The organism is Curvibacter sp. Hmag1.1 (assembly GCF_059769165.1).
Window position 1 is genome coordinate 195,096 of sequence record NZ_JBMBGX010000002.1, and the last position, 18,953, is coordinate 214,048.

Sequence of the window (18,953 nt, forward strand, 5' to 3'; positions counted from 1 at the left end):
TGCGCGGCCTTACGCCTTGGAAGCTTTGGCGATTTGACCGCTCAAATAGGTCCAGACGAAAGTGGCAGCTGCGTTACTGGTGAGTTCGGCGTGGTCATAGGCGGGTGCAACCTCCACACAGTCCATCCCGACGAAATGCAGTGGGGCCAGTTCTTCGAGCAGAGTCAAAACTTGGGAACTGGTCATTCCGCCCGGCTCTGGAGTGCCGGTCCCGGGCGCAAAGGCAGGGTCCAGGCAATCGATATCCAGAGTCAGATAACAAGGGGTATCACCCAAGCGCTCCCGAATCTGGGTGATCACACCCGCTAACCCAGCACCATCTCGCCCACGCAAATCTCGTGCAGTGAATATCAGACCGCCTTGATCTTTCACATATTCGCGGGCAGCACGCTCACCGCTGGAACGCAGTCCGATTTGAACTGTTTTCTCAGGAACGACCAGTCCTTCCTGAATGGCCTCATACGTCCAGGTGCCGTGGCCCGAGGGTTCACCAAAATGGTCTTCCCATGTGTCGCAATGTGCATCAAAATGAATCAATGCCACCTGGCCATGCCGGCGCTTGAGGGCACGCAGCAAAGGCAATGTCACCGAATGGTCGCCCCCCAGAAAAACGCAATGGTGCTTGTCCATCAATAGCGCCGCTTGTGTCTCGATAGCCTCACGCACCACCGTCAGTGGAGAGGCGTTCGGCAACGCCATATCACCGGCGTCACCCAGGTGAGCCAATGGAGACACTTCAAACACGGGATGCAGTCCGTCACACAGCATTAAGGACGCGCGACGGATCTCCTGGGGACCGAAGCGGGCGCCCGGCCGGTTGGTAACCGCACCGTCAAATGGAATGCCCGCCAGGGCATAGGCCTGTCCGGCGAGCGCCTGACTGGCGAGAAAACGGTTGCTGTTGCTGGCGTAAGCGAATTGGCCGATACCCATGGTCGTTATCCAAGAAAGAGTTATTTGATTGAAGAACGAAGTTAACTGATCGCCTCTTGCGGACTGGTGCCACTTCGCGCGCGCTGATTGGTGTAGGCTCCCGCACTTTGCGGCATCCGCCGCGCGATATAACGCCCCATGCATTCCAACAACGCCCGCCCCCGCTTGTTTTCCTACGCCCTTCTGGCCATGAGCATGGCTCTGGTGGGTAGCTATGTAGCACTGTCCAAGCCCTTGGTGCTGGTGCTGCCGGTATTTTTGTTGGCGTGGTTGCGGTTCGGCATCGGAGGCTTGGCCACCTTGCATTGGCTCAAGCGCCCGGCAGATGAGTTGCCCATGTCACCCGCCACCCGGAAATATCTCTTTCTGGAATCTTTTTTCGGCAATTTCCTTTTCTCGATCTGCATGCTTTTCGGTGTCAGCATGACCACGGCAGTCTCTGCAGGCGTGATCATGGCGGCCATCCCGGCGGTGGTGGCGCTGATGAGCTGGGTATTTCTGAAAGAAAAAATCAACACCCGCACCTGGGCTGCAGTTGTCTGCAGTGCGTTGGGCATCGGTTTGCTTGCGCTATCAAAAAATGAGCTGCACGCGCATACTCCATCGGCGCCAGAGGCCAATTCAACCTTGCATAACCCTTTGCTCGGGAACGCGCTGGTCTTTGCTGCCGTGTTGTGTGAAGCTGCGTATGCCGTGATCGCCAAGAAGCTGACGGGCGCCCTCAGCCCCCGACGGATTACCGCCTTGATCAACTTGTGGGGCTTTGCGCTGATGACCCCCTTCGGCCTCTACATGGCGTGGTCGTTCAACTTCGCTGCTGTATCGCCGGGGTCGTGGCTATTGCTGGTGTTTTACGCGTTGGCCGCCAGCGTGTGGACAGTATGGCTGTGGATGAGCGGACTCAAAAACGTACCCGCATCCCGGGCAGGTGTTTTCACCGTAATGTTGCCGATCTCTGCCGCCGTTGTCGGCGTGGTGGTCTTGGGCGAGCCACTAGGCGGCTTGCAGCTTCTTGCTTTCGGCATAGCGCTGCTCAGCGTGGTGCTGGCTACCCTGCCTGGCAAGGACAGCACAGGCTCACATTAATGGCTTGCTGCTGACCACCACTCCGTCGCGGTCCGCATAGAGCCACTCACCGGGGCGCACCCACACGCCCTGAATGCGCACAGGCAGCTGCACCAATCCCTGCTGACGTTTTTCTGTGGGCAATGGCATGGGGGCCAGCGCAAGGATACCCACCTGTTGTTGCTCCAGCTCAGCCAGATCCCGTACACAACCGTCAATCAACACACCGGCCCAACCATTGCGGGCTGCCGCTGCGGCCAGATTGCCACCCAATAAGGCGCGGCGCAGAGAAGCACCACCGTCCACGACCAGAACCTGCGCAACCCGGCCGATGGGCGTATCGATCCAGCCCTGCGAGTCCACCGCCTGCTTGACGAAGGTGTTGTCTTCAAAACATTGAACCGTATAGACCGGCCCCATGAAGGTTTTCAATCCGCCGAAGTCCTTGAATACGGGCGGAAGGACACGGAAATCGCCACTCTGATCGTTCTTGTGAACATCGCAAAAATCACAGGTCGAAAATGGTGCATGGGCCGGGGTAGACACGTGGGGACTCCTTGGTGTGTGGTTTCAGGCAATTCTCCAATGAAAAAAACAACATTCCCCTAGGAAAATTGACGTAGCGCCCTTGGATTCACGCTTTTTTGCCATTAGCATGTGCGCTACCAGTGAAGAAGCTGTTTTTTGCTGGCGGTAAATCAACTTCTAAAAGGACAATCAATCATGGCAACTGCGAAAAAAGCACCGGCAAAGAAAGCCGCTGCTCCAGCAAAGAAGGCTGCTCCCGCTACCAAAGCTGCAGCTCCCGCAAAGAAAGTAGCCGCTAAGGCAGCCCCCGCCAAGAAGGCCGCGGCTCCAGCCAAGAAAGCTGCAGCCCCTGCGAAGAAAGTAGCTGCGAAGAAGGCTCCTGCCAAGAAGCGCACCGTGAACGCTGCATTCATGAAGGCTTTGACACCTAGCGCCGCATTGGCTGCTGTGGTGGGTGCAGCTGCTCTGCCACGTACTGAAGTCGTCAGCAAGCTGTGGGCTTACATCAAGAAGAATGGCCTGCAAGACGCAGTCAACAAGCGCAACATCAACGCTGATGCCAAGCTCAAGGAAATCTTCGGCAAGGCCCAAGTGACCATGTTTGAGTTGGCTGGCTTGATCGGCAAGCACCTGAAGTAAGACGCGCAAGCGCACATCCCAAAAGAGGCCGGAGTGACCCGGCCTTTTTTTGTTTCTATCCATTTGTCACATGGGTGACTGGTGCCAATCCTCATAAGGGAAAGTCGCTAGTCGTTATTGGTGCAGATAACGAATCTGCGCCCTACTGCGTGCCTAGAATCCACCCCCTCATGCTGCGATTCATCTTCACACGACTGAGCCTGATCATTCCGACATTCTTCGGCATGACATTGCTCGCATTCTTCCTGATCCGGTTGGTCCCCGGTGATCCCATCGAAACCCTGGCCGGCGAACGCGGCATTGACGCGGCACGCCATGCAGTGCTCCTCAAGGAGTACGGTCTGGACCAGCCTGTCATGGTGCAGTACGGCATCTACATTGCCAAAGTACTCAAAGGCGACTTGGGCAAATCGATCATCACCCAGGAACCCGTCCTGAGTGAATTCGCCACCCTGTTCCCTGCCACCATCGAGTTGGCAGTGTGCGCAATCATTTTTGCCTTGTTGATCGGCATACCCGCCGGCATCATTGCGGCTGTTAAGCGCAATTCGTTCCTGGACCATGGCGTGATGGGCGTATCGCTCACCGGCTACTCCATGCCGATTTTCTGGTGGGGCTTGCTGCTGATTCTTCTGTTTTCCGTGCAGCTGGATCTGACGCCGGTGTCCGGCCGGATCGCGGTGCAGCACTTCATTGAACCGGTCACCGGCTTCCTGCTCATTGATACCTTGTTGGCAGGCGAGACTGCCGCCTTCTGGTCCGCAGCCTCTCACCTGATATTGCCCACCATCGTTTTGGGCACCAACCCGCTGGCTGTGATCGCGCGCATGACACGCTCGGCCATGCTGGAGGTGATGGGGGAAGACTACATCCGCACCGCAAGAGCCAAAGGCCTGACCGGGCTGCGGGTGGTCGCAGTCCATGCGCTGCGCAATGCCATGATTCCCGTGATTACGGTGATCGGACTTCAGGTGGGCGTGTTGTTCACCGGGGCCATCCTGACCGAAACCATCTTCTCGTGGCCGGGTGTGGGGAAATGGCTGATCGAAGCCATCAGCCGGCGTGACTACCCGGTCCTGCAAGGCGGCATGCTGCTGCTGGGCCTCATGGTCATGACGGTCAACCTGTTGGTGGATATCACCTACGGCATCATCAACCCACGCATCCGCCACCAGAAATAATGAGCACTTCCACGATGAACGCTGCGGTGGCGTCACAACCGACGCATCCCTTCCAGGAATTCTGGCGCTATTTCAAAGGCAACAAGGGCGCTCTGGCCGGCTTGGCAATTGTGGTCTTGGTTCTACTCATGGCCTTATTTGCGCCCTGGATTGCACCTTACCCGCCCGACCTCACCAACAATGCGGCATTTTTAAAGCCTCCCGCATGGCAGGAAGGCGGCTCTCGCGCCTACTTGCTGGGAACCGATGCCATCGGCCGCGACATTCTGTCGCGTCTCATGCACGGCGCACGTCTCTCACTGGTCATCGGCATTGCCGTGGTGACCTTGTCGGTCGTGGTCGGCACTGTGTTGGGACTGGTCGCAGGGTATTTCAAAGGCATTCTGGAAATCGCCATCATGAGGATGATGGACATCATCCTCACGCTGCCCAGTCTTCTGCTGGCTATCGTGATTGTGGCCATCCTCGGCCCGGGCCTGGTGAACGCCATGTTGGCGGTAGCGATTGTGGTGCTTCCACACTATGTGCGCATTACCCGTGCAGCCGTGATTGCCGAGACCTCGCGCGACTATGTGACTGCTGCCCGCATGACAGGTGCCGGTCATATCCGTCTGATGTTCAGCGAGGTGCTACCCAACTGCACCGCACCGCTCATCGTGCAAGCGTCTCTGGGTATCTCCACCGCCATTCTGGATGCCGCCGCACTGGGCTTTCTGGGCCTGGGCGCACAACCTCCCTCACCGGAGTGGGGAACCATGCTGGCCGATGCGCGTGAGTTCGTGCTGCGCGCCTGGTGGGTGGTGACCTTCCCCGGCCTGGCGATTCTGATCACGGTTTTGGCGTTCAACCTGTTGGGCGATGGCCTGCGCGACGCGCTGGACCCCAAACTCAAACGCTAAGCCCAAGAGAAAAACAATATGGCATTGCTAGAAATTGAAAACCTCTCCGTAGAGTTCCCGTCGCACAACGGCGTGATGCATGCGGTGCAGGACGTGAGCCTCTCACTCGAGGCCGGTGAAGTACTGGGTGTGGTCGGCGAGTCCGGCTCCGGCAAAAGCGTCACCATGATGGCGCTCATGGGCTTGGTGGCTTTTCCCGGTCGCGTACAAGCCAAAAAGCTGCGCTTCGATGGGAATGACCTCCTGGGCCTGAGCGACCGCGAACGCCGTCGCTTCACCGGCAAAGACATGTCCATGATTTTTCAGGACCCCACCACCAGCCTGAACCCCTGCTTCACCGTGGGCTTCCAGCTGGCTGAAACCCTGAAACTGCATCTGGGCCTGGACAAAAAAGCCGCGCACAAGCGCTCCATCGAGCTGCTGGAGCAAGTCGGCATTCCGGCCCCCGAGAGCCGTCTCAAGGTGTACCCGCACCAGCTCTCCGGTGGCATGAGCCAGCGCGTGATGATTGCCATGGCGATTGCCTGCAACCCCAAGCTGTTGATTGCCGATGAACCCACAACGGCATTGGATGTAACCATTCAGGCGCAGATTCTGGACCTGCTCAAGAGCCTGCAAAAAGACCGTGGCATGGCCTTGGTGCTGATCACCCACAACATGGGGGTAGTGTCCGACATGGCCCAACGCGTGGCTGTGATGTACGCGGGTCAGGTCATGGAGCAACGCCAGGCAGACGCCCTGTTTGCCGCACCCGCCCACCCCTATACCGAGGCATTGCTCTCTGCCATGCCCGAACGCAGCATGCACCAGAGCCGCTTGAACACGATTCCCGGCATGGTGCCGGGTCTGTACGACCGTCCGGAAGGTTGCCTGTTCGCACCGCGCTGCAGCCATGCGCGCCAAGGTGCGTGCGACCAGCGCCCGGCACTCACCCCGTGGAGCGGCGGTAGTGTGCGTTGCCACTTTGCGTTGGGCGCACAGGAGGTGGTGGCATGAGCACCCCTAACACCTTGACACCGGTTGTCGAAGCCCGTGGTCTGCGGCAGGTCTACACCATCCGTCGCGGCTTCCTGCGCGCGCCTGATCATCTGCAAGCGGTGGCCGGCGTGTCATTCCAGGTCATGCCCGGACGGACACTGGCGGTGGTGGGAGAGTCCGGGTGTGGCAAGTCCACCCTGGCCCGCATGGTCTCCCTCATCGAATCGCCCACCGAAGGCACCTTGCAACTCGGAGGCGTGGACGCCACCAGCGCAGATAGCAGCGCCAAAGCGGCCTTGCGCAAAAAGGTGCAGCTGGTATTTCAAAATCCCTACGGATCATTGAACCCGCGCAAGCGGATCGGCCAGATACTGGAAGCCCCACTGGAAATCAACACGGACCTGAATGCTGCCCAGCGGCAGGAAAAAGCCCGCGCCATGCTGGCCAAAGTGGGCTTGCGCCCCGAGCACTACGACCGCTATCCGCACATGTTTTCCGGCGGGCAGCGTCAGCGTATAGCGATTGCCCGCGCCTTGATGCTGGACCCGGCCCTGGTGGTGGCAGATGAACCCGTGTCTGCCCTGGATGTGTCCATTCAGGCCCAGGTGCTGAACCTTCTGGCAGACCTGCAGGAGGAGCTGGGCCTGGCCTATCTCTTCATCTCGCACGACCTGGGTGTGGTCCGCCATATCGCCCACGACGTGATGGTGATGTACCTCGGGCAAGTGGTGGAGCAAGGCGACAAGACCACCATTTTTGAGCAACCCTTGCATCCTTACACGCGCGCACTCATGGCCTCCACACCGGGCATGCACGCACCCGGTGGCAAGAGCCAGCGCATCGTACTGAAGGGCGAGCTGCCCTCCCCACTGAATCCGCCCAAGGGCTGCGTGTTTTCCACGCGCTGCCCCCACGCTACCGAGCGTTGTCACGCCGAGCGACCTGTCCTGCAGCCCTTGGCTGGCAGGCAAGTTGCTTGTCATGAAGCTTCTGCATTTAGCCAACCCGCTGCATAGGCAGCATCAACCCCCAGAGGAGTATCTCCAATGACCCTGACCCTGAAGAAAGCCACGGCTGCACGACGCACCAAAAGTGCATTGTTGTGTGCTCTGGCCCTGCCCGCTGCTCTGGCACTTTCGCCGGTAGCCGCCAAGACCCTGGTGTACTGCTCGGAAGGCAGCCCTGAGAACTTCTACCCCGGTGTGAACACTACCGGCACGTCCTTCGACGTGACTGAACAGATTTACGACAACCTGGTGCACTTCGAGCGTGGCGGCACCAAGGTTGAACCCTCTCTGGCGGAGAGCTGGACCATTTCCAAAGACGGCCTGGAGTACACCTTCAAGCTGCGCAAGGGCGTGAAGTTCCAGTCCAACAAAAACTTCAAGCCAAGCCGCGATTTCAACGCGGATGACGTGTTGTTCATGTTCGAGCGCCAGTGGAAAGAAAACGACCCGTACTTCCGTGTCACCAGCCCCAACCATGCTTACTTCGGCGACATGGGCATGCCCAAGCTGCTCAAGTCCGTGGACAAGGTAGACGAGTACACCGTCAAGATCACCCTGAATCAACCTGAAGCACCTTTCCTGGCCAACCTGGCCATGCAATTCGCCGGTATCCAGTCCAAGGAATACGCGATTGCCATGCTGAAAGCCGGCAGCCCCGAGAAGATCGACCAGGACCCGCTGGGCACAGGTCCCTACCAGGTGGTGCAGTACCAGAAGGATTCCATCATCCGCTTCAAGGCCAACCCCCAGTACTGGGCCGGCAAAGCCAAGATCGATGACCTGATCTTCTCCATCACCCCGGACGCCTCCGTGCGCTGGGCCAAGCTGCAAAAGGGTGAGTGCCATGTCATGCCCTACCCCAACCCTGCTGACCTCGACGCTATCCGCAAGGACCCCAACGTCACCGTGATGGAACAGCCCGGCCTGAATATCGGATACCTCGCCTACAACACCACCAAGAAGCCTTTTGACGACGTGCGCGTGCGCAAGGCGCTGAACATGGCTATCGACAAGAAAGCCATCGTGTCCGCCGTGTACCTGAGCACCGGTGTTGCCGCTGTGAACCCGATTCCTCCGGGCCAGTGGTCTTACAACAAGGCTCTGAAAGACGACCTGTACAACCCTGAGCAGGCCAAGAAATTGTTGGCAGCCGCCGGCTACCCCAACGGCTTCACCACCGACCTGTGGGCCATGCCCGTGCAGCGTCCCTACAACCCCAATGCCAAACGCATTGCAGAGTTGATGCAAGCCGACCTGGCCAAGGTAGGTGTGACCGCCGAGATCAAGAGCTTCGAGTGGGGTGAGTACCGCAAGCGCATGCAAGCCGGTGAACACCAGATGGGCATGCTGGGTTGGACCGGTGACAACGGAGACCCGGACAACTTCCTGAACACCTTGTTGGGTTGCAGCTCGGCCAAGCAAAACGGCTCCAACGTGGCCAAGTTCTGCTACCAGCCGTTTGAAGACCTGGTGCAGAAGGCCAAGGTCGTGTCCAACCCTGCAGAGCGTACCAAGTTGTACGAAAAAGCCCAGGTGATCTTCAAAGAACAGGCTCCCTGGTTCACCATTGCCCACGCAGTGCAGTTGAAGCCCGTGCGCAAAGAAGTGGTGGACTTCAAGCTGAGCCCCTTCGGTCGCCACACCTTCTACGGCGTGGACATGAAGTAAGACTGCAGTTGCAGCCATCAAAAAGGGCCGGAATCCACCGGCCCTTTTTTTATGTCAAATCAAATGATAGCGCCCGTCAAATATGCGCGAGCAGCTATCAATATCAGAGCAACACAAACTCCGTCAAACAGGCCCTTGGGAGACGGGGAAGCCCACAATATCCGTCAAGGCCGGATAGCCGCTGACCGCGAACGACGCCAGCCGCCCGCCCATGACCGCACCCTCGACACTGCCAACGTTCAGCCCTGTATAGATCCAATCCCCTGCAATCGACAGGTTCGCAAAACCGGTGCCCCAAGCCTTCAGGCGCGCGGCAGTGCTGCCGGGGGGCGAGGTCACGTAGCTCTCGGTGGGATCGATATTGGCGCGCCAGAACTGCTGGTTGAAGCGCTGCACGCCCTCGGCGGGCCGGGCGGGGTCGGTGCGCAGCAAGCTGAAATCCAGGCCCATGGGGTCGCCGGGTGGGCTGATGACATTGGTGGTTGCCTTGGGCAGCAAAGGCCCCATGCTGGCCTGCAAATACTGCACACACTGGGCTTGCACACGCGCATAGGCACGGGCCGGGTAAGCCGTGTCCTCAAAGGGCGGTGGCGCTTCGTACTCGGCCATTGCCCCGCTGAAGTACCACAGAGATTGGGGTGCCGAATCGGCCGGCCAATCCTCCCACTTCAGCAGGTGGGTAAAGTCCACCTGCCCATCCAAGGGGTTCAGATAAGTGGCACCGATCACGGTATCTGTCGGGTTCTTGAACTCAATATCCCAACCCATGTCGGTGGTGCTGCGATTCATCCAAAGTTGCATGGTCTGGGTCTGGACGGTTGTGACCTTCTCCACCATGTGCTTCCAAGCCGGATTCGCCTCCAACAGCTCTTTGCACAAGTACGGTACGGCACCGATGGAGATGGCGAACACCAGATGGTCGAAATCGCGCCCTGCCCGGAGCTCGCGTTGCGCCACTGGCTTCCAGCCATTCCAGTAGGACTCCAGATCGACCTTGCCCTCGCGCAATGCATCACCTTCCACCAATTGATCAAACTTGGGTTGACCGGGCCAGGCCGGCAGCCCCTTGACGTCGATGAGGGGGTCATAGCCGCGTGCAGGGTTCTTGAGCTTGGCCTGCACACCGAAGCGTACCGACTCCACTGCAGTGCCCTCTGCGTTGAGGTGCAGGCTCTCCACCTTGTGGAAGAACTCGAACTTCACGCCACGCTTTTTCAGCACTTCGAATAAAGGCGCAATCACGGTTTCCCCCGTACCCGCTTCAAACAACCAGGCGAATGCCCCCGCATAGGCAAAGCTGCGCAGGGTCCAGTGCAGATAGCAGCCGGCCCCCATCAGGGCGGTGCGTGCCGTGTCGCCTTTGGGGTATTGGTAAGACAGGTTGACCGTGTTCAACGCCATCGGGCTGGAAGCCACCATGACCGATGCACCATGCCGGATCAGCCAGTCGCTGAAGTTCTCGTCGTCCAGCTGGTCAAATCCTTTCGTGGCCACTTCGTCCTTGATGCAACCACGCAGAATGGCCAGCAGAAACTCGGCAACGATCAGCAGGCGCCGCAATTCGGTGTTGCCTTCCACCAATCGCTCAGCTGCGTTGCGCACCCAATCCCAAGCGGCGTCCAACGCCTTCCACAGCACAGAGTCCACACCATGCAGCACCACGGACTCAGCCTGCAGCACTGCCACCACGGCTTTCACCAATCCACGGCCCAAAGCCCACTCTGCTGTCTGCACGAGGCTGAGTTCGTCGTGGCTGCTTGCATGGTGATCCAGCAAGGCGTCCAGCACATCAGCTGTCGCCGCCACCCAATGCTCCACTTTTTGCAGCTTGGCTAGTGACTCCAGATCGCCGGGAATCAAGTCATTGCGGGGGGAAGTAAATGGCCAGCGTGACATCTTGCCATCGATGTATTCCCACATGAGCACAAAGCTCTCGGGCTTGAAGGCCTCCTCAAACGTGGCCAGCGGCTGACCGGGCTGGCGGCCCAGTGCCTCGTAGCACTGACGCATGATCGGCAGTGCGTTGTAGTAGCTACCGAGAAAGCCATGAATGCCATGCTCCTCAATGCGCATGTGCTCGCCACGTGCCGTGGCGCACTTGCCACCCAGACGCCAACCCATCTGGTAGATGGTGATGTCCATGGATTGCCGCCAGTCCGGCTGGCTGCTCAACTCGAATGCGGTGGTGAGAGCGGAAATACCGCCCCCCCAGAATGGCAACCTTTTTGCGGGTGACCGGCGCACCGCCCCGGAGTTCAAGCACATCGGACATGACAGACTTTCAAGGTAAGTGTGACCGCACCGCGCGGCCACCGACCGCGAAGTTTATGCCTGCCAGCCAGCCGCTTTGAGAACGTCCAAAAACTTGTTGCGATGCTGCTCATGGACGAACGGATGGCCGAACATGATGGCCTGCATGTTGTAGCCCCGACCGCTCATGGCTTGTTGCAAGCTGGCTTGTGCCGCCTCCATGTCGCCGGCCGCCGACAGGCACGCCGCGAGCAACAGGTGATTGAAGTACCAGTCCGCCCGCTTGGCAGTTGCCTCACGGGCATAACGAACAGCATCCGCATGGCGACCGTCAATGAAACAACCGATCGCACGGCTACGGATCCAGAGACTCAGGTGCGGGTCATGCGGACTGGCGTCCACCGCCTGCAGGATGAACTCTTCCGCTTCTTCCGTGCGGCCCGAAAACACCAGCAAGCGCCCCAGCTCTCCGGCCGCAGCCGCAGCCTGGGGGTACAGGCCGAGGGCGCACTCCAGCTCTGCAATGGCCGCTTGCATCTGTCCGGCACAGGACAACGCCGTGCCCAGGGTGAAGTGGGCAAAGGCATCACGCTCATCATTGCGCACGGCCACCAGGGCCAACCGGTTGGCTTCGGCGACAGCGGCCCGTGGGTCTTCCGCCCATGCGCCCCACAGCTTGGCCATATGGGTGAAAGACATCAGGGACAAACTGGCCGAGTCGCCGGGTTTGATCTCCAAGGCGCGAGTCAACAGTGACTGCGCTTGCATCACATGCTCGGGCGTGGTGCGCCAGAAATGCCAACGCGCCCGCATGAGCAGATCCCAGTGCTCCATATTCTGATTCGGCACTTCACTGGCAACCCGCTCCTCACTGTGCAGGTAAACCGGCTCTATCGCACTCACGATCTGACCGGATATCTCTGCCTGCACCGCAAACATGTCACTCAAGGGTCGATCAAAGCGGTCAGCCCAGAGGGTCTCACCTGTGGATGTGTCGACCAGCTCCGCCGTCATGCGCAGCATGGTTCCGGCACGCCGCACGCTACCCAGCACCAGATAGCGGGCCCTGAGCGCCGACCCAACCGCCTGGTTGCTCTCTTTGGTGTTCCGGTAGGCAAATGACGAGTTCCGGGACACAACCAACAACCATGGGGATTTGGTCAGGTGACTAATGATGTCTTCAGCCAGACCGTCCGAGAAGTACTCCTGCTCCGGGTCTGCATTCAGATTCACAAAAGGCAACACAGCAATGGTGCGCCGGTAGGCCTGCTGGTCGGACGCGCGTCCTTTGCCCTTGGAAGCCTGGGCTGTCTCCACAGCGGATGGAACAGCAGCGAGGCGCAGGGTAAAGCGATAGCCACGCCCCGGGACCGTGGCGATGGCATCGGCACCCAGGATGCGGCGCAAACTGGATACGTGCACCTGCAGGTTGTTTTCCTCGACCACCAGACCGGGCCACACCAAATCAAACAGCTTTTTCTTGGTAACCAGCTCGCCCGCGTGATCGACCAATACACACAGCACGTCAAAGGCTCGGGCCCCCACCATGACCGTCTGGCCATCGCACAGTAAGCGACGCTCATGCCTTTGCAAAACGAAATTACCAAACGCACTGATTCCAGAGTCTGATTCGGCGGAAATAGTGTTTACGGTCAAAGGTGCGCTTTCTGGTTTTTAAGGATGGCAGACAAGGAGTTGCGCCAGCGAATTCAGGAATTTTAAGGAGTCCTTTAAGACTTTTGGGGAGGAGGTCTTCAAACTCAGTCCCAGTCGTTGTTACAAAACCATACATCATGCCTAACCCCCTCCACCCCGCCGACACCAACACCAGCCTTTGGAAACAAACCACCGTCCTGCGCAATGCGCAAGGCCAGGAAGAAGCCATCAGTGTCGGCCCTGACGGAAATGTCTGGAGCTTCATCGCAGACAGCGGCGACAGTCGCTTTGACGCCTCCGGCCAGCGCCTGGAAAACCTCGGTATGCCTGCCGATTTCGTCACGGTCGGCCGCAATGCAGCAGGTGCCTTGGTCGTCATCGCAGCCAAGGGCTTGCACCTTCAGTACCGCACGGAGACCCCGTTGACCGCATTGGACATGGCAGACGGACTCAGCCACCGCTGGACACCCGCCAAACCTGTCCAATTGCCAGTGATTGCTGGCGCAGTGGGTGTACGCCGTTTGTACACCCAGAACGATTTCAGCGGCATGCGCATTGCCCTGATCGTGGATACCGAAACCGCCGAACACGGCTCCAGTTACGTCATGGCATGCTCCCAATGGACTGAGAACGGCCCGGGCCCTTTCATCCTGCTTCCGCCTCTGGGTGCCAAAAAGGCAACGCCTGTGCAACCCGCCCCGGCGCAGGGCGTGCGCATGTTTCGTACGGCTCAAGCAGCCTGAAAGTGCGCTGGCGCTCGTCAGATGTGCGCCAGCAGCTCCTGATTTTGTAGCAGAAAGTACCCTCAAGCCTGATACAGCTCCAGGGGCAGGCCGTCCGGATCGGCAAAGAACGTGAAAGTCTTGCCGGTGTACTCATCCACCCGGACAGGCTCCACAGCTACCCCCTTTGCTTCGAGCGCAACCTTGGCTTGCTCCACATCGGCCACAGCGAAACACAGGTGTCGCAAGCCACAGGCTTCCGGGCGGGAGGGCCGTGCTGGTGGCTGTGGAAAAGAAAACAACTCCAGTTGCGTGCCGTCTGGCAACGCCAGGTCCAGCTTCCAGGAGTCCCGCGCGGCACGGTAGTTTTCTGCTAGCACTTTCAGGCCTAACAACTCCACATAGAAATGTTTGGAGCGCGCATAGTCCGAGGCGATGATGGCCACGTGATGGACTGCCCGTAGCTCCAGGGCAGCCGGGTTCATCGCTTGAGGGCAGCTTGGGTCATGGCGTTCAGGGTGCCGCGGGTGCTGATGAGCTCGGGCTCCAGCACCACCTCTATTACTGTGCCGTTGGGCCGCGCAAGCGCCGCCAGCAACTCGGCCTCGAAGTCAGCGCTCTTTCGGATAGTCACACCTGCATAGCCGTAGGCACGGGCCAATGCGGCAAAGTCGGGGTTGGCGAGTGCCGTGCCTGCCACATGTTGCGGGTATTCGCGCTCTTGGTGCATGCGGATGGTGCCGTACATGCCATTGTTAAGCAGCAGAATGATGCTCTTGGCGCCGTACTGCACCGCTGTGGCCAACTCCTGCCCGTTCATCAAAAAGTCGCCATCACCCGCAATGGTGAACGCCACTCGGCCCGCGCCGGCTTGACCTGCGGCACCTTGGCTGACGATGGCAGCGGCAATGCCCGCCGGCACGCCATAGCCCATGGCGCCGTTGGTCGGTGCCAGTTGCGTCTTGAAGCCCGCAGCAAGGCCGGTGTAGCGATAAAAGCGGTGCAGCCAGCTGGCAAAGTTGCCGGCGCCATTGGTCAGCACAGCATCTGCCGGCAAGTGCTTTTGCAAGGTCGCGATCACCGAGGGCATATCCACCAGACCGCGCTCGTTGTCAGCGGGCAAGTCTTTGATCACGCTGGGCACCAGATTGGCCTGATAGTCAGCGTTGCAGCCTTGCGTCCAAGCTTCCCACGGCACATTCACCGGAGCGGTCAGTACCTCCAGCGAACGGGCGGCGGCGCGCATGCTGGCATGGATGGCCAGGTCGGCCTGGTACACGCGATTGAGCTCCTCGGCGCTGGCGTGGATGTGCACCAGCGTTTGCGCCGTCTTGGGCGCTTGCAGAAGCGTGTAGCCGCCGGTCGTCATCTCGCCCAAGCGCGGGCCGATGGCAATGATCAGGTCACTCTCTCGCACACGCTTGGCCAGTGCGGGATTGATACCTATGCCTACATCGCCCGCGTACTGCGGATGATGGTTGTCAAACGTGTCCTGGAATCGGAATGCATTGCCCACCGGCAGGCGCCAGTTTTCAGCAAAGCGTTGCAGGGCCTGGGCGGCTCGTGGCGTCCAGCCGCCACCACCAGCGATAACAAAGGGACGCTCTGCTTTCAGGAGCAGCTGGCGCAGATCCCGCAAGGCGCCGGGGTCACTCCAAGCCTCTACCGGCTCCACGCGGGCCAGCGGCTGTAGCAGTTTTCCATTGGCCGCCGGCACCAGTGCCTGGGTCAGCATGTCCTCAGGCAACACCAGCACCACCGGGCCAGGGCGGCCATTCATGGCGGTGGCAAATGCGCGGGCCACGTATTCAGGGATGCGCGCGGCATCGTCTATCCGCTCCACGCGCTTGGCCATGCCCAGAGCACTGGGGCCGAACATGACGCGGTAGTCCATCTCCTGAAAGGCTTCGCGGTCGCGCTGGTCGCTGGCCACATCGCCCACAAACAGCACCATGGGGGTGGAATCTTGAAACGCCGTGTGCACGCCGATGCTGGCATTCGTCGCACCCGGTCCCCGGGTCACAAAGCAAATACCGGGGCGCCCGGTGAGCTTACCATGGGCCTCAGCCATGAAGGCAGCGCCGCCCTCCTGCCGGTTCACAATGAAGCGGATGTGCTCGCCATAGCGGTGAAACCCATCCAGCACCGCGAGATAGCTCTCGCCGGGCACGCCGAATGCATGGGTCACGCCTTGGGCGATCAGGCACTGCACCAGAAGGTGGCCGGCGAGTTCAGGGGAAGGCAAATCAGGGAGGGAAGGAGGTGTCTGCATGCCCGCCATTGTGCCGCGCCAAGGCATGCGCTTCCCGCATGCCCTACCCCGGTTTTCTCATGCCATTTCGGCCAGCGCCAAGCCGCCTTCCAGATGCCACACTTGGGTGTGCCCACGCTCCCGCAGCAAGGCCGCCGCCTGCCGGCTGCGTGCACCACTGCGGCAGAACATCACCAAAGGCCCCAGGGCCTGAGACATCTCTGCAGGCATGGTCTGGCGCAGGGTTTCGAGCGGCATGTTGAGCGTGGCAGTTTTCGCCGACAGCGATGCGGGCAGCAAATGGCGACCGGCCTCATGTTCTGCCACATCACGCACATCGACCAGCCGGGCATCCGGGTACAACTGCAAAAAGGCCGACAGCGCCTCGCAAGACAGCGCGCCGTCTTCACCGGCTTCGTCGGTCAGGCTGTGGCCAACGGGAGAGTTCATCTGCGCGACCTCTTGCGCTGGCGTGGCGCGCAATACCTGACCACAGCGGGCGATGCGGGCGCAGGTTTCTTCAATGAAAGCGTCATCCACGATCGCGCCTATGGACAAGCGCACCGCGCCCAGGGTCTGCCACTCAGTCAAGCCCATGGCCTGCAACACATAGCTGGGCTCGGCCTTAGCCGCGCTGCAGGCGCTGCCCGCGCTGATGCGCATGCCTGCAGCATCAAACACGTTGAGCAGGGTCTTGCTGGACAGGCCCGGAACGGAAAAGTTGAGTGTGGTGGGCAAGCTGCCATCGAAGGGCATGTTGAACACCACGTTAGGAAAGGCGGCTTGCAATGCATCCGCCAGGCGGGCCCGGTCGCGGGCCAGTTGTTCGTGGGAGCGGAAGACCCCTTCCCCGCCCTGCTCCAGCACTTCCAGCACAGCACCCAGCGCGGCAATGCCAGGCATGTTTTCAGTGCCGGCGCGGCTGCCGCCTTCTTGGCCGCCACCGGCCATGAGCGCCGTGTAAGGGCTGCCAGCGCGCACATACAGCATGCCTATGCCCTTGGGCGCATACAGCTTGTGGCCGGAGAACGGCGCGTAGTCAATGCGGGTGGCCGCCAGGTTCAAATTAAGCTTGCCCAGCGCCTGCACACAGTCCACCAGCCACAGCGCGCGGGATGCGCTGGTCTGCAACACGGCCTCAATGCCAGCGATGTCCGACACCACGCCCGTTTCGTTATTGGCCGCCATGGTGCACAGCAGGGTCGCGCCCGGCAGGTGCTGTTGCAGATATGCAAGATCGTGCAAGCCCTGCGTGTTGACTGGCACGGTCAGCACCGGCAGGTTTAGCCCTAGCAGGCGGTTCCAATGCGCCACGGCTTGGGGCACGGCCTTGTGTTCGGTCGCGCCCAGCAGAATAGGCCCATCCACCGCTTCGCCTGCATCGCGTCGGGCCCGCACCTCACACAGGGCGGACAGCACCGCGGTTTGAATGCCTTCCGTCGCGCCGCTCACAAACAGCAGTTGCCCGTTGCCCGTGCCCAGCACCCGTGCGGCTCGGGCGCGTACGCCGTCCAGCAAAGCCTTGGCGCGCAAACCTGTGCTGTGGCTACTGCTGGGGTTGCCGAACTGGCCCATGAGCATGCGCAGGGCCGCATCCGCAGCGGCTGGCAGCACGGGGGTGGTGGCATTGCAGTCCAGGTAAATCTCGTGGGCAGGTGCGTGCATGGCAGGCTCAAAAAAGGTGGCAATGAAGCACTCGATGGTAGGCACCTCGCCACAAACGAACATTCCATTTCCTACTGCATTTAGTCAGAACATAGAATATTCATTCCATTAAATAGACGAACACAGCAATGGCAGCCTATAAAGAACTGGACCGAACCGATCGCGCCATCCTGAGCGAGCTGCAACAGGACGGCAGCTTGTCAGTCGCCCAACTCAGTGAAAAGGTGGGCCTGTCCACCACTCCATGCTGGAAGCGGGTGAAGAGCATGGAAGAGTCGGGCCTGATCGAAAAGCGCGTTGCCATCGTCAATCGCGAACAGGCCGGCCTGCCAGTGACTGTGTTCGTGAGCCTGCGCACCAACCGGCACGACGAAGCGTGGCTGCGCGAATTCGCCGCCGCCGTGGCCGGCATGCCGGAAGTGATGGAATTCCACCGCATGAGCGGCGATGTGGACTACCTGCTCAAGGTCGTGGCCGCCGACATCGCGGGCTACGACCGTTTCTACAAACGCCTGATCCAGCTGGCCCAGCTGGCGGGTGTGTCTTCCGCCTTCTCGATGGAGCAGATCAAAAGCACCACAGCGCTACCATTGTGATAGCGCCTCGCGCATATTGCACGGGCGCCAGGGGCGCATTGGGTTCAAATAGCTAGGCCAGTTGCGGAACGCGACTGCGTGCGTAGCTGCCATCCCCATGTTGGAACACCCGGTCTGAAGGCAACACATCCCCCGGCGCAAACGAGGGCCCGCTGTTCAGCCGTTCGTAGACCGGGTCAAAGTCGATGCGGGCCAGTTCCAGAAGGTCGCTCAGGCTGTCGAGCACGAAGTAGCACTCCTGAAAATCGTCAATCCGATAGCGGGTGCGCATGACCCGCTCCAAGTCAAAGCCGATGCGGTGGGGCGATGCGCTGTGCACCGCAAAGCCACTCTCGGTGAATGACGAGGCAATGCCTGCGCCGTAGATGCGTAGAGCCTCCTCAGCGCCGCTTGCGCCCTGCACCTGTTCTTTGACCAAACCGAACTCCACCGTGTACCAGTACACCCGTGCCAACTCGGTCAGTTTGCCGATGCGCTGGGCGCGCAGGCCGGCCTGGCCATAGAGCTGGATGAAGTCCGCCATCACCGGGTGCATCAGCATGGGAACATGGCCGAACACGTCGTGAAACACGTCGGGCTCTTGCAGGTAGTCCAGCTGGTCCGCACCGCGAATGAAGTTGCCACTGGGGAAGCGCCGGTTGGCCAAGTGATTAAAAAACACCTCATCCGGCACCAGGCCCGGCACGGCTACTAACTGCCAGCCGGTGCGGGGCATTAACACATCGTTCAGGGCGGCGAAGTCGGGGATGGCGTCTGCACTCAAGGGCAAGGCGTGCATGCCTTCCACAAACTCGCGGCAGGCCAGTTGCGGTAGCAGGGCGGTTTGGCGCTCAAACAGCGTCTTCCAGACAGCGTGGTCTGCGGCGCTGTAGTGCGCCCAGTGCTGGGGGATGGTGTAGTCGTCCACCGCGCCAC

Annotated in this window: 17 protein-coding genes; 9 read left to right on the forward strand and 8 right to left on the reverse strand. The window is 60.1% G+C overall.

Features of this window, described 5'->3' with window-relative positions:
• Window positions 1–9: 9 nt before the first annotated feature.
• A complete protein-coding gene (gene speB, locus ACOAP0_RS01295; protein WP_498391290.1) occupies window positions 10–933 on the reverse strand; it encodes an agmatinase in 924 nt (307 codons plus the stop codon).
• Between the two features lie 138 nt (window positions 934–1,071).
• Between speB and ACOAP0_RS01300 the strand changes: the two genes are divergently transcribed.
• Window positions 1,072–2,019, forward strand: coding sequence for a DMT family transporter (locus ACOAP0_RS01300; protein WP_498375925.1), 948 nt, complete (start codon window positions 1,072–1,074; stop codon window positions 2,017–2,019).
• On the opposite strand, the gene rraA is transcribed toward ACOAP0_RS01300, so the two are convergent.
• Window positions 2,011–2,544, reverse strand: a complete 534-nt coding sequence (rraA, locus tag ACOAP0_RS01305; RefSeq protein WP_498375924.1) for a ribonuclease E activity regulator RraA — start codon at window positions 2,542–2,544, stop codon at window positions 2,011–2,013. The two genes, ACOAP0_RS01300 and rraA, sit on opposite strands and share 9 nt — an antisense overlap.
• Before the next feature lie 177 nt (window positions 2,545–2,721).
• Here rraA and ACOAP0_RS01310 point away from each other — a divergent pair, with 177 nt between their 5' ends.
• The 6 genes from ACOAP0_RS01310 to ACOAP0_RS01335 all read left to right on the forward strand — a co-directional run bounded on the left by ACOAP0_RS01310 (window position 2,722) and on the right by ACOAP0_RS01335 (window position 8,898).
• Entirely contained in the window at window positions 2,722–3,165 is a 444-nt protein-coding gene (locus ACOAP0_RS01310) for an SWIB/MDM2 domain-containing protein (protein ID WP_087494135.1), read from the forward strand.
• A 170-nt stretch (window positions 3,166–3,335) separates the two neighbouring features.
• Window positions 3,336–4,346 (forward strand): ABC transporter permease subunit, encoded by a 1,011-nt coding sequence (locus tag ACOAP0_RS01315; protein ID WP_087494136.1) that lies wholly within the window; start codon window positions 3,336–3,338, stop codon window positions 4,344–4,346.
• A complete protein-coding gene (locus ACOAP0_RS01320) occupies window positions 4,346–5,245 on the forward strand; it encodes an ABC transporter permease subunit (RefSeq protein ID WP_498375923.1) in 900 nt (299 codons plus the stop codon). Before ACOAP0_RS01315 ends, ACOAP0_RS01320 begins: the two co-directional genes overlap by 1 nt.
• A gap of 18 nt (window positions 5,246–5,263) precedes the next feature.
• Window positions 5,264–6,241 carry an ABC transporter ATP-binding protein gene (locus tag ACOAP0_RS01325; RefSeq protein ID WP_498375922.1) on the forward strand — a complete coding sequence of 326 codons (978 nt, stop codon included), beginning with the start codon at window positions 5,264–5,266 and terminating at the stop codon, window positions 6,239–6,241.
• The gene (locus ACOAP0_RS01330; RefSeq protein ID WP_313866725.1) at window positions 6,238–7,239 is read left to right on the forward strand and encodes a peptide ABC transporter ATP-binding protein; all 1,002 of its coding nucleotides are present in this window, start codon (window positions 6,238–6,240) and stop codon (window positions 7,237–7,239) included. The genes ACOAP0_RS01325 and ACOAP0_RS01330 overlap by 4 nt, the downstream gene beginning before the upstream one ends.
• Window positions 7,240–7,269: 30 nt before the next feature.
• Complete coding sequence (locus ACOAP0_RS01335) at window positions 7,270–8,898, forward strand: ABC transporter substrate-binding protein (protein ID WP_498375920.1); 1,629 nt, start codon at window positions 7,270–7,272, stop codon at window positions 8,896–8,898.
• Between the two features lie 123 nt (window positions 8,899–9,021).
• Here the strand turns inward: ACOAP0_RS01335 and ACOAP0_RS01340 are convergent, their stop codons facing one another.
• Entirely contained in the window at window positions 9,022–11,163 is a 2,142-nt protein-coding gene (locus ACOAP0_RS01340) for an NAD(P)-binding protein (RefSeq protein ID WP_498391291.1), read from the reverse strand.
• A 60-nt stretch (window positions 11,164–11,223) separates the two neighbouring features.
• Window positions 11,224–12,804, reverse strand: a complete 1,581-nt coding sequence (locus ACOAP0_RS01345; protein WP_498375918.1) for a winged helix-turn-helix domain-containing protein — start codon at window positions 12,802–12,804, stop codon at window positions 11,224–11,226.
• Window positions 12,805–12,941: 137 nt separating this feature from the next.
• Between ACOAP0_RS01345 and ACOAP0_RS01350 the strand changes: the two genes are divergently transcribed.
• The gene (locus ACOAP0_RS01350) at window positions 12,942–13,547 is read left to right on the forward strand and encodes an SdiA-regulated/phytase-like domain-containing protein (protein ID WP_481873198.1); all 606 of its coding nucleotides are present in this window, start codon (window positions 12,942–12,944) and stop codon (window positions 13,545–13,547) included.
• A 62-nt stretch (window positions 13,548–13,609) separates the two neighbouring features.
• Here the strand turns inward: ACOAP0_RS01350 and gloA2 are convergent, their stop codons facing one another.
• The 3 genes from gloA2 to ACOAP0_RS01365 are packed head-to-tail and all read right to left on the reverse strand — an operon-like array spanning window position 13,610 to window position 17,442.
• The gene (gloA2, locus tag ACOAP0_RS01355; RefSeq protein WP_498375917.1) at window positions 13,610–14,011 is read right to left on the reverse strand and encodes an SMU1112c/YaeR family gloxylase I-like metalloprotein; all 402 of its coding nucleotides are present in this window, start codon (window positions 14,009–14,011) and stop codon (window positions 13,610–13,612) included.
• Window positions 14,008–15,798, reverse strand: a complete 1,791-nt coding sequence (locus ACOAP0_RS01360; protein ID WP_498375916.1) for a thiamine pyrophosphate-binding protein — start codon at window positions 15,796–15,798, stop codon at window positions 14,008–14,010. The genes gloA2 and ACOAP0_RS01360 overlap by 4 nt, the downstream gene beginning before the upstream one ends.
• A 57-nt stretch (window positions 15,799–15,855) precedes the next feature.
• The gene (locus ACOAP0_RS01365; RefSeq protein WP_498375915.1) at window positions 15,856–17,442 is read right to left on the reverse strand and encodes an aminotransferase class V-fold PLP-dependent enzyme; all 1,587 of its coding nucleotides are present in this window, start codon (window positions 17,440–17,442) and stop codon (window positions 15,856–15,858) included.
• A gap of 128 nt (window positions 17,443–17,570) precedes the next feature.
• Between ACOAP0_RS01365 and ACOAP0_RS01370 the strand changes: the two genes are divergently transcribed.
• On the forward strand, window positions 17,571–18,038 hold the full coding sequence (locus tag ACOAP0_RS01370) for an Lrp/AsnC family transcriptional regulator (RefSeq protein WP_087494145.1): 468 nt from the start codon (window positions 17,571–17,573) through the stop codon (window positions 18,036–18,038).
• A 52-nt stretch (window positions 18,039–18,090) separates the two neighbouring features.
• Here the strand turns inward: ACOAP0_RS01370 and phhA are convergent, their stop codons facing one another.
• Window positions 18,091–18,945, reverse strand: coding sequence for a phenylalanine 4-monooxygenase (gene phhA / locus ACOAP0_RS01375; protein WP_498375914.1), 855 nt, complete (start codon window positions 18,943–18,945; stop codon window positions 18,091–18,093).
• Window positions 18,946–18,953: the final 8 nt, after the last annotated feature.

Excerpts from the sequence above, each read along its gene's own strand:
- speB (WP_498391290.1), bottom strand. The coding sequence starts at position 933 with ATGGGTATCGGCCAATTCGCTTACGCCAGCAACAGCAACCGTTTTCTC.
- ACOAP0_RS01300 (WP_498375925.1), top strand. The coding sequence starts at position 1,072 with ATGCATTCCAACAACGCCCGCCCCCGCTTGTTTTCCTACGCCCTTCTG.
- ACOAP0_RS01310 (WP_087494135.1), top strand. The coding sequence starts at position 2,722 with ATGGCAACTGCGAAAAAAGCACCGGCAAAGAAAGCCGCTGCTCCAGCA.
- ACOAP0_RS01315 (WP_087494136.1), top strand. The coding sequence starts at position 3,336 with ATGCTGCGATTCATCTTCACACGACTGAGCCTGATCATTCCGACATTC.
- ACOAP0_RS01320 (WP_498375923.1), top strand. The coding sequence starts at position 4,346 with ATGAGCACTTCCACGATGAACGCTGCGGTGGCGTCACAACCGACGCAT.
- ACOAP0_RS01325 (WP_498375922.1), top strand. The coding sequence starts at position 5,264 with ATGGCATTGCTAGAAATTGAAAACCTCTCCGTAGAGTTCCCGTCGCAC.
- ACOAP0_RS01330 (WP_313866725.1), top strand. The coding sequence starts at position 6,238 with ATGAGCACCCCTAACACCTTGACACCGGTTGTCGAAGCCCGTGGTCTG.
- ACOAP0_RS01335 (WP_498375920.1), top strand. The coding sequence starts at position 7,270 with ATGACCCTGACCCTGAAGAAAGCCACGGCTGCACGACGCACCAAAAGT.
- ACOAP0_RS01340 (WP_498391291.1), bottom strand. The coding sequence starts at position 11,163 with ATGTGCTTGAACTCCGGGGCGGTGCGCCGGTCACCCGCAAAAAGGTTG.
- ACOAP0_RS01350 (WP_481873198.1), top strand. The coding sequence starts at position 12,942 with ATGCCTAACCCCCTCCACCCCGCCGACACCAACACCAGCCTTTGGAAA.
- gloA2 (WP_498375917.1), bottom strand. The coding sequence starts at position 14,011 with ATGAACCCGGCTGCCCTGGAGCTACGGGCAGTCCATCACGTGGCCATC.
- ACOAP0_RS01360 (WP_498375916.1), bottom strand. The coding sequence starts at position 15,798 with ATGCAGACACCTCCTTCCCTCCCTGATTTGCCTTCCCCTGAACTCGCC.
- ACOAP0_RS01365 (WP_498375915.1), bottom strand. The coding sequence starts at position 17,442 with ATGCACGCACCTGCCCACGAGATTTACCTGGACTGCAATGCCACCACC.
- ACOAP0_RS01370 (WP_087494145.1), top strand. The coding sequence starts at position 17,571 with ATGGCAGCCTATAAAGAACTGGACCGAACCGATCGCGCCATCCTGAGC.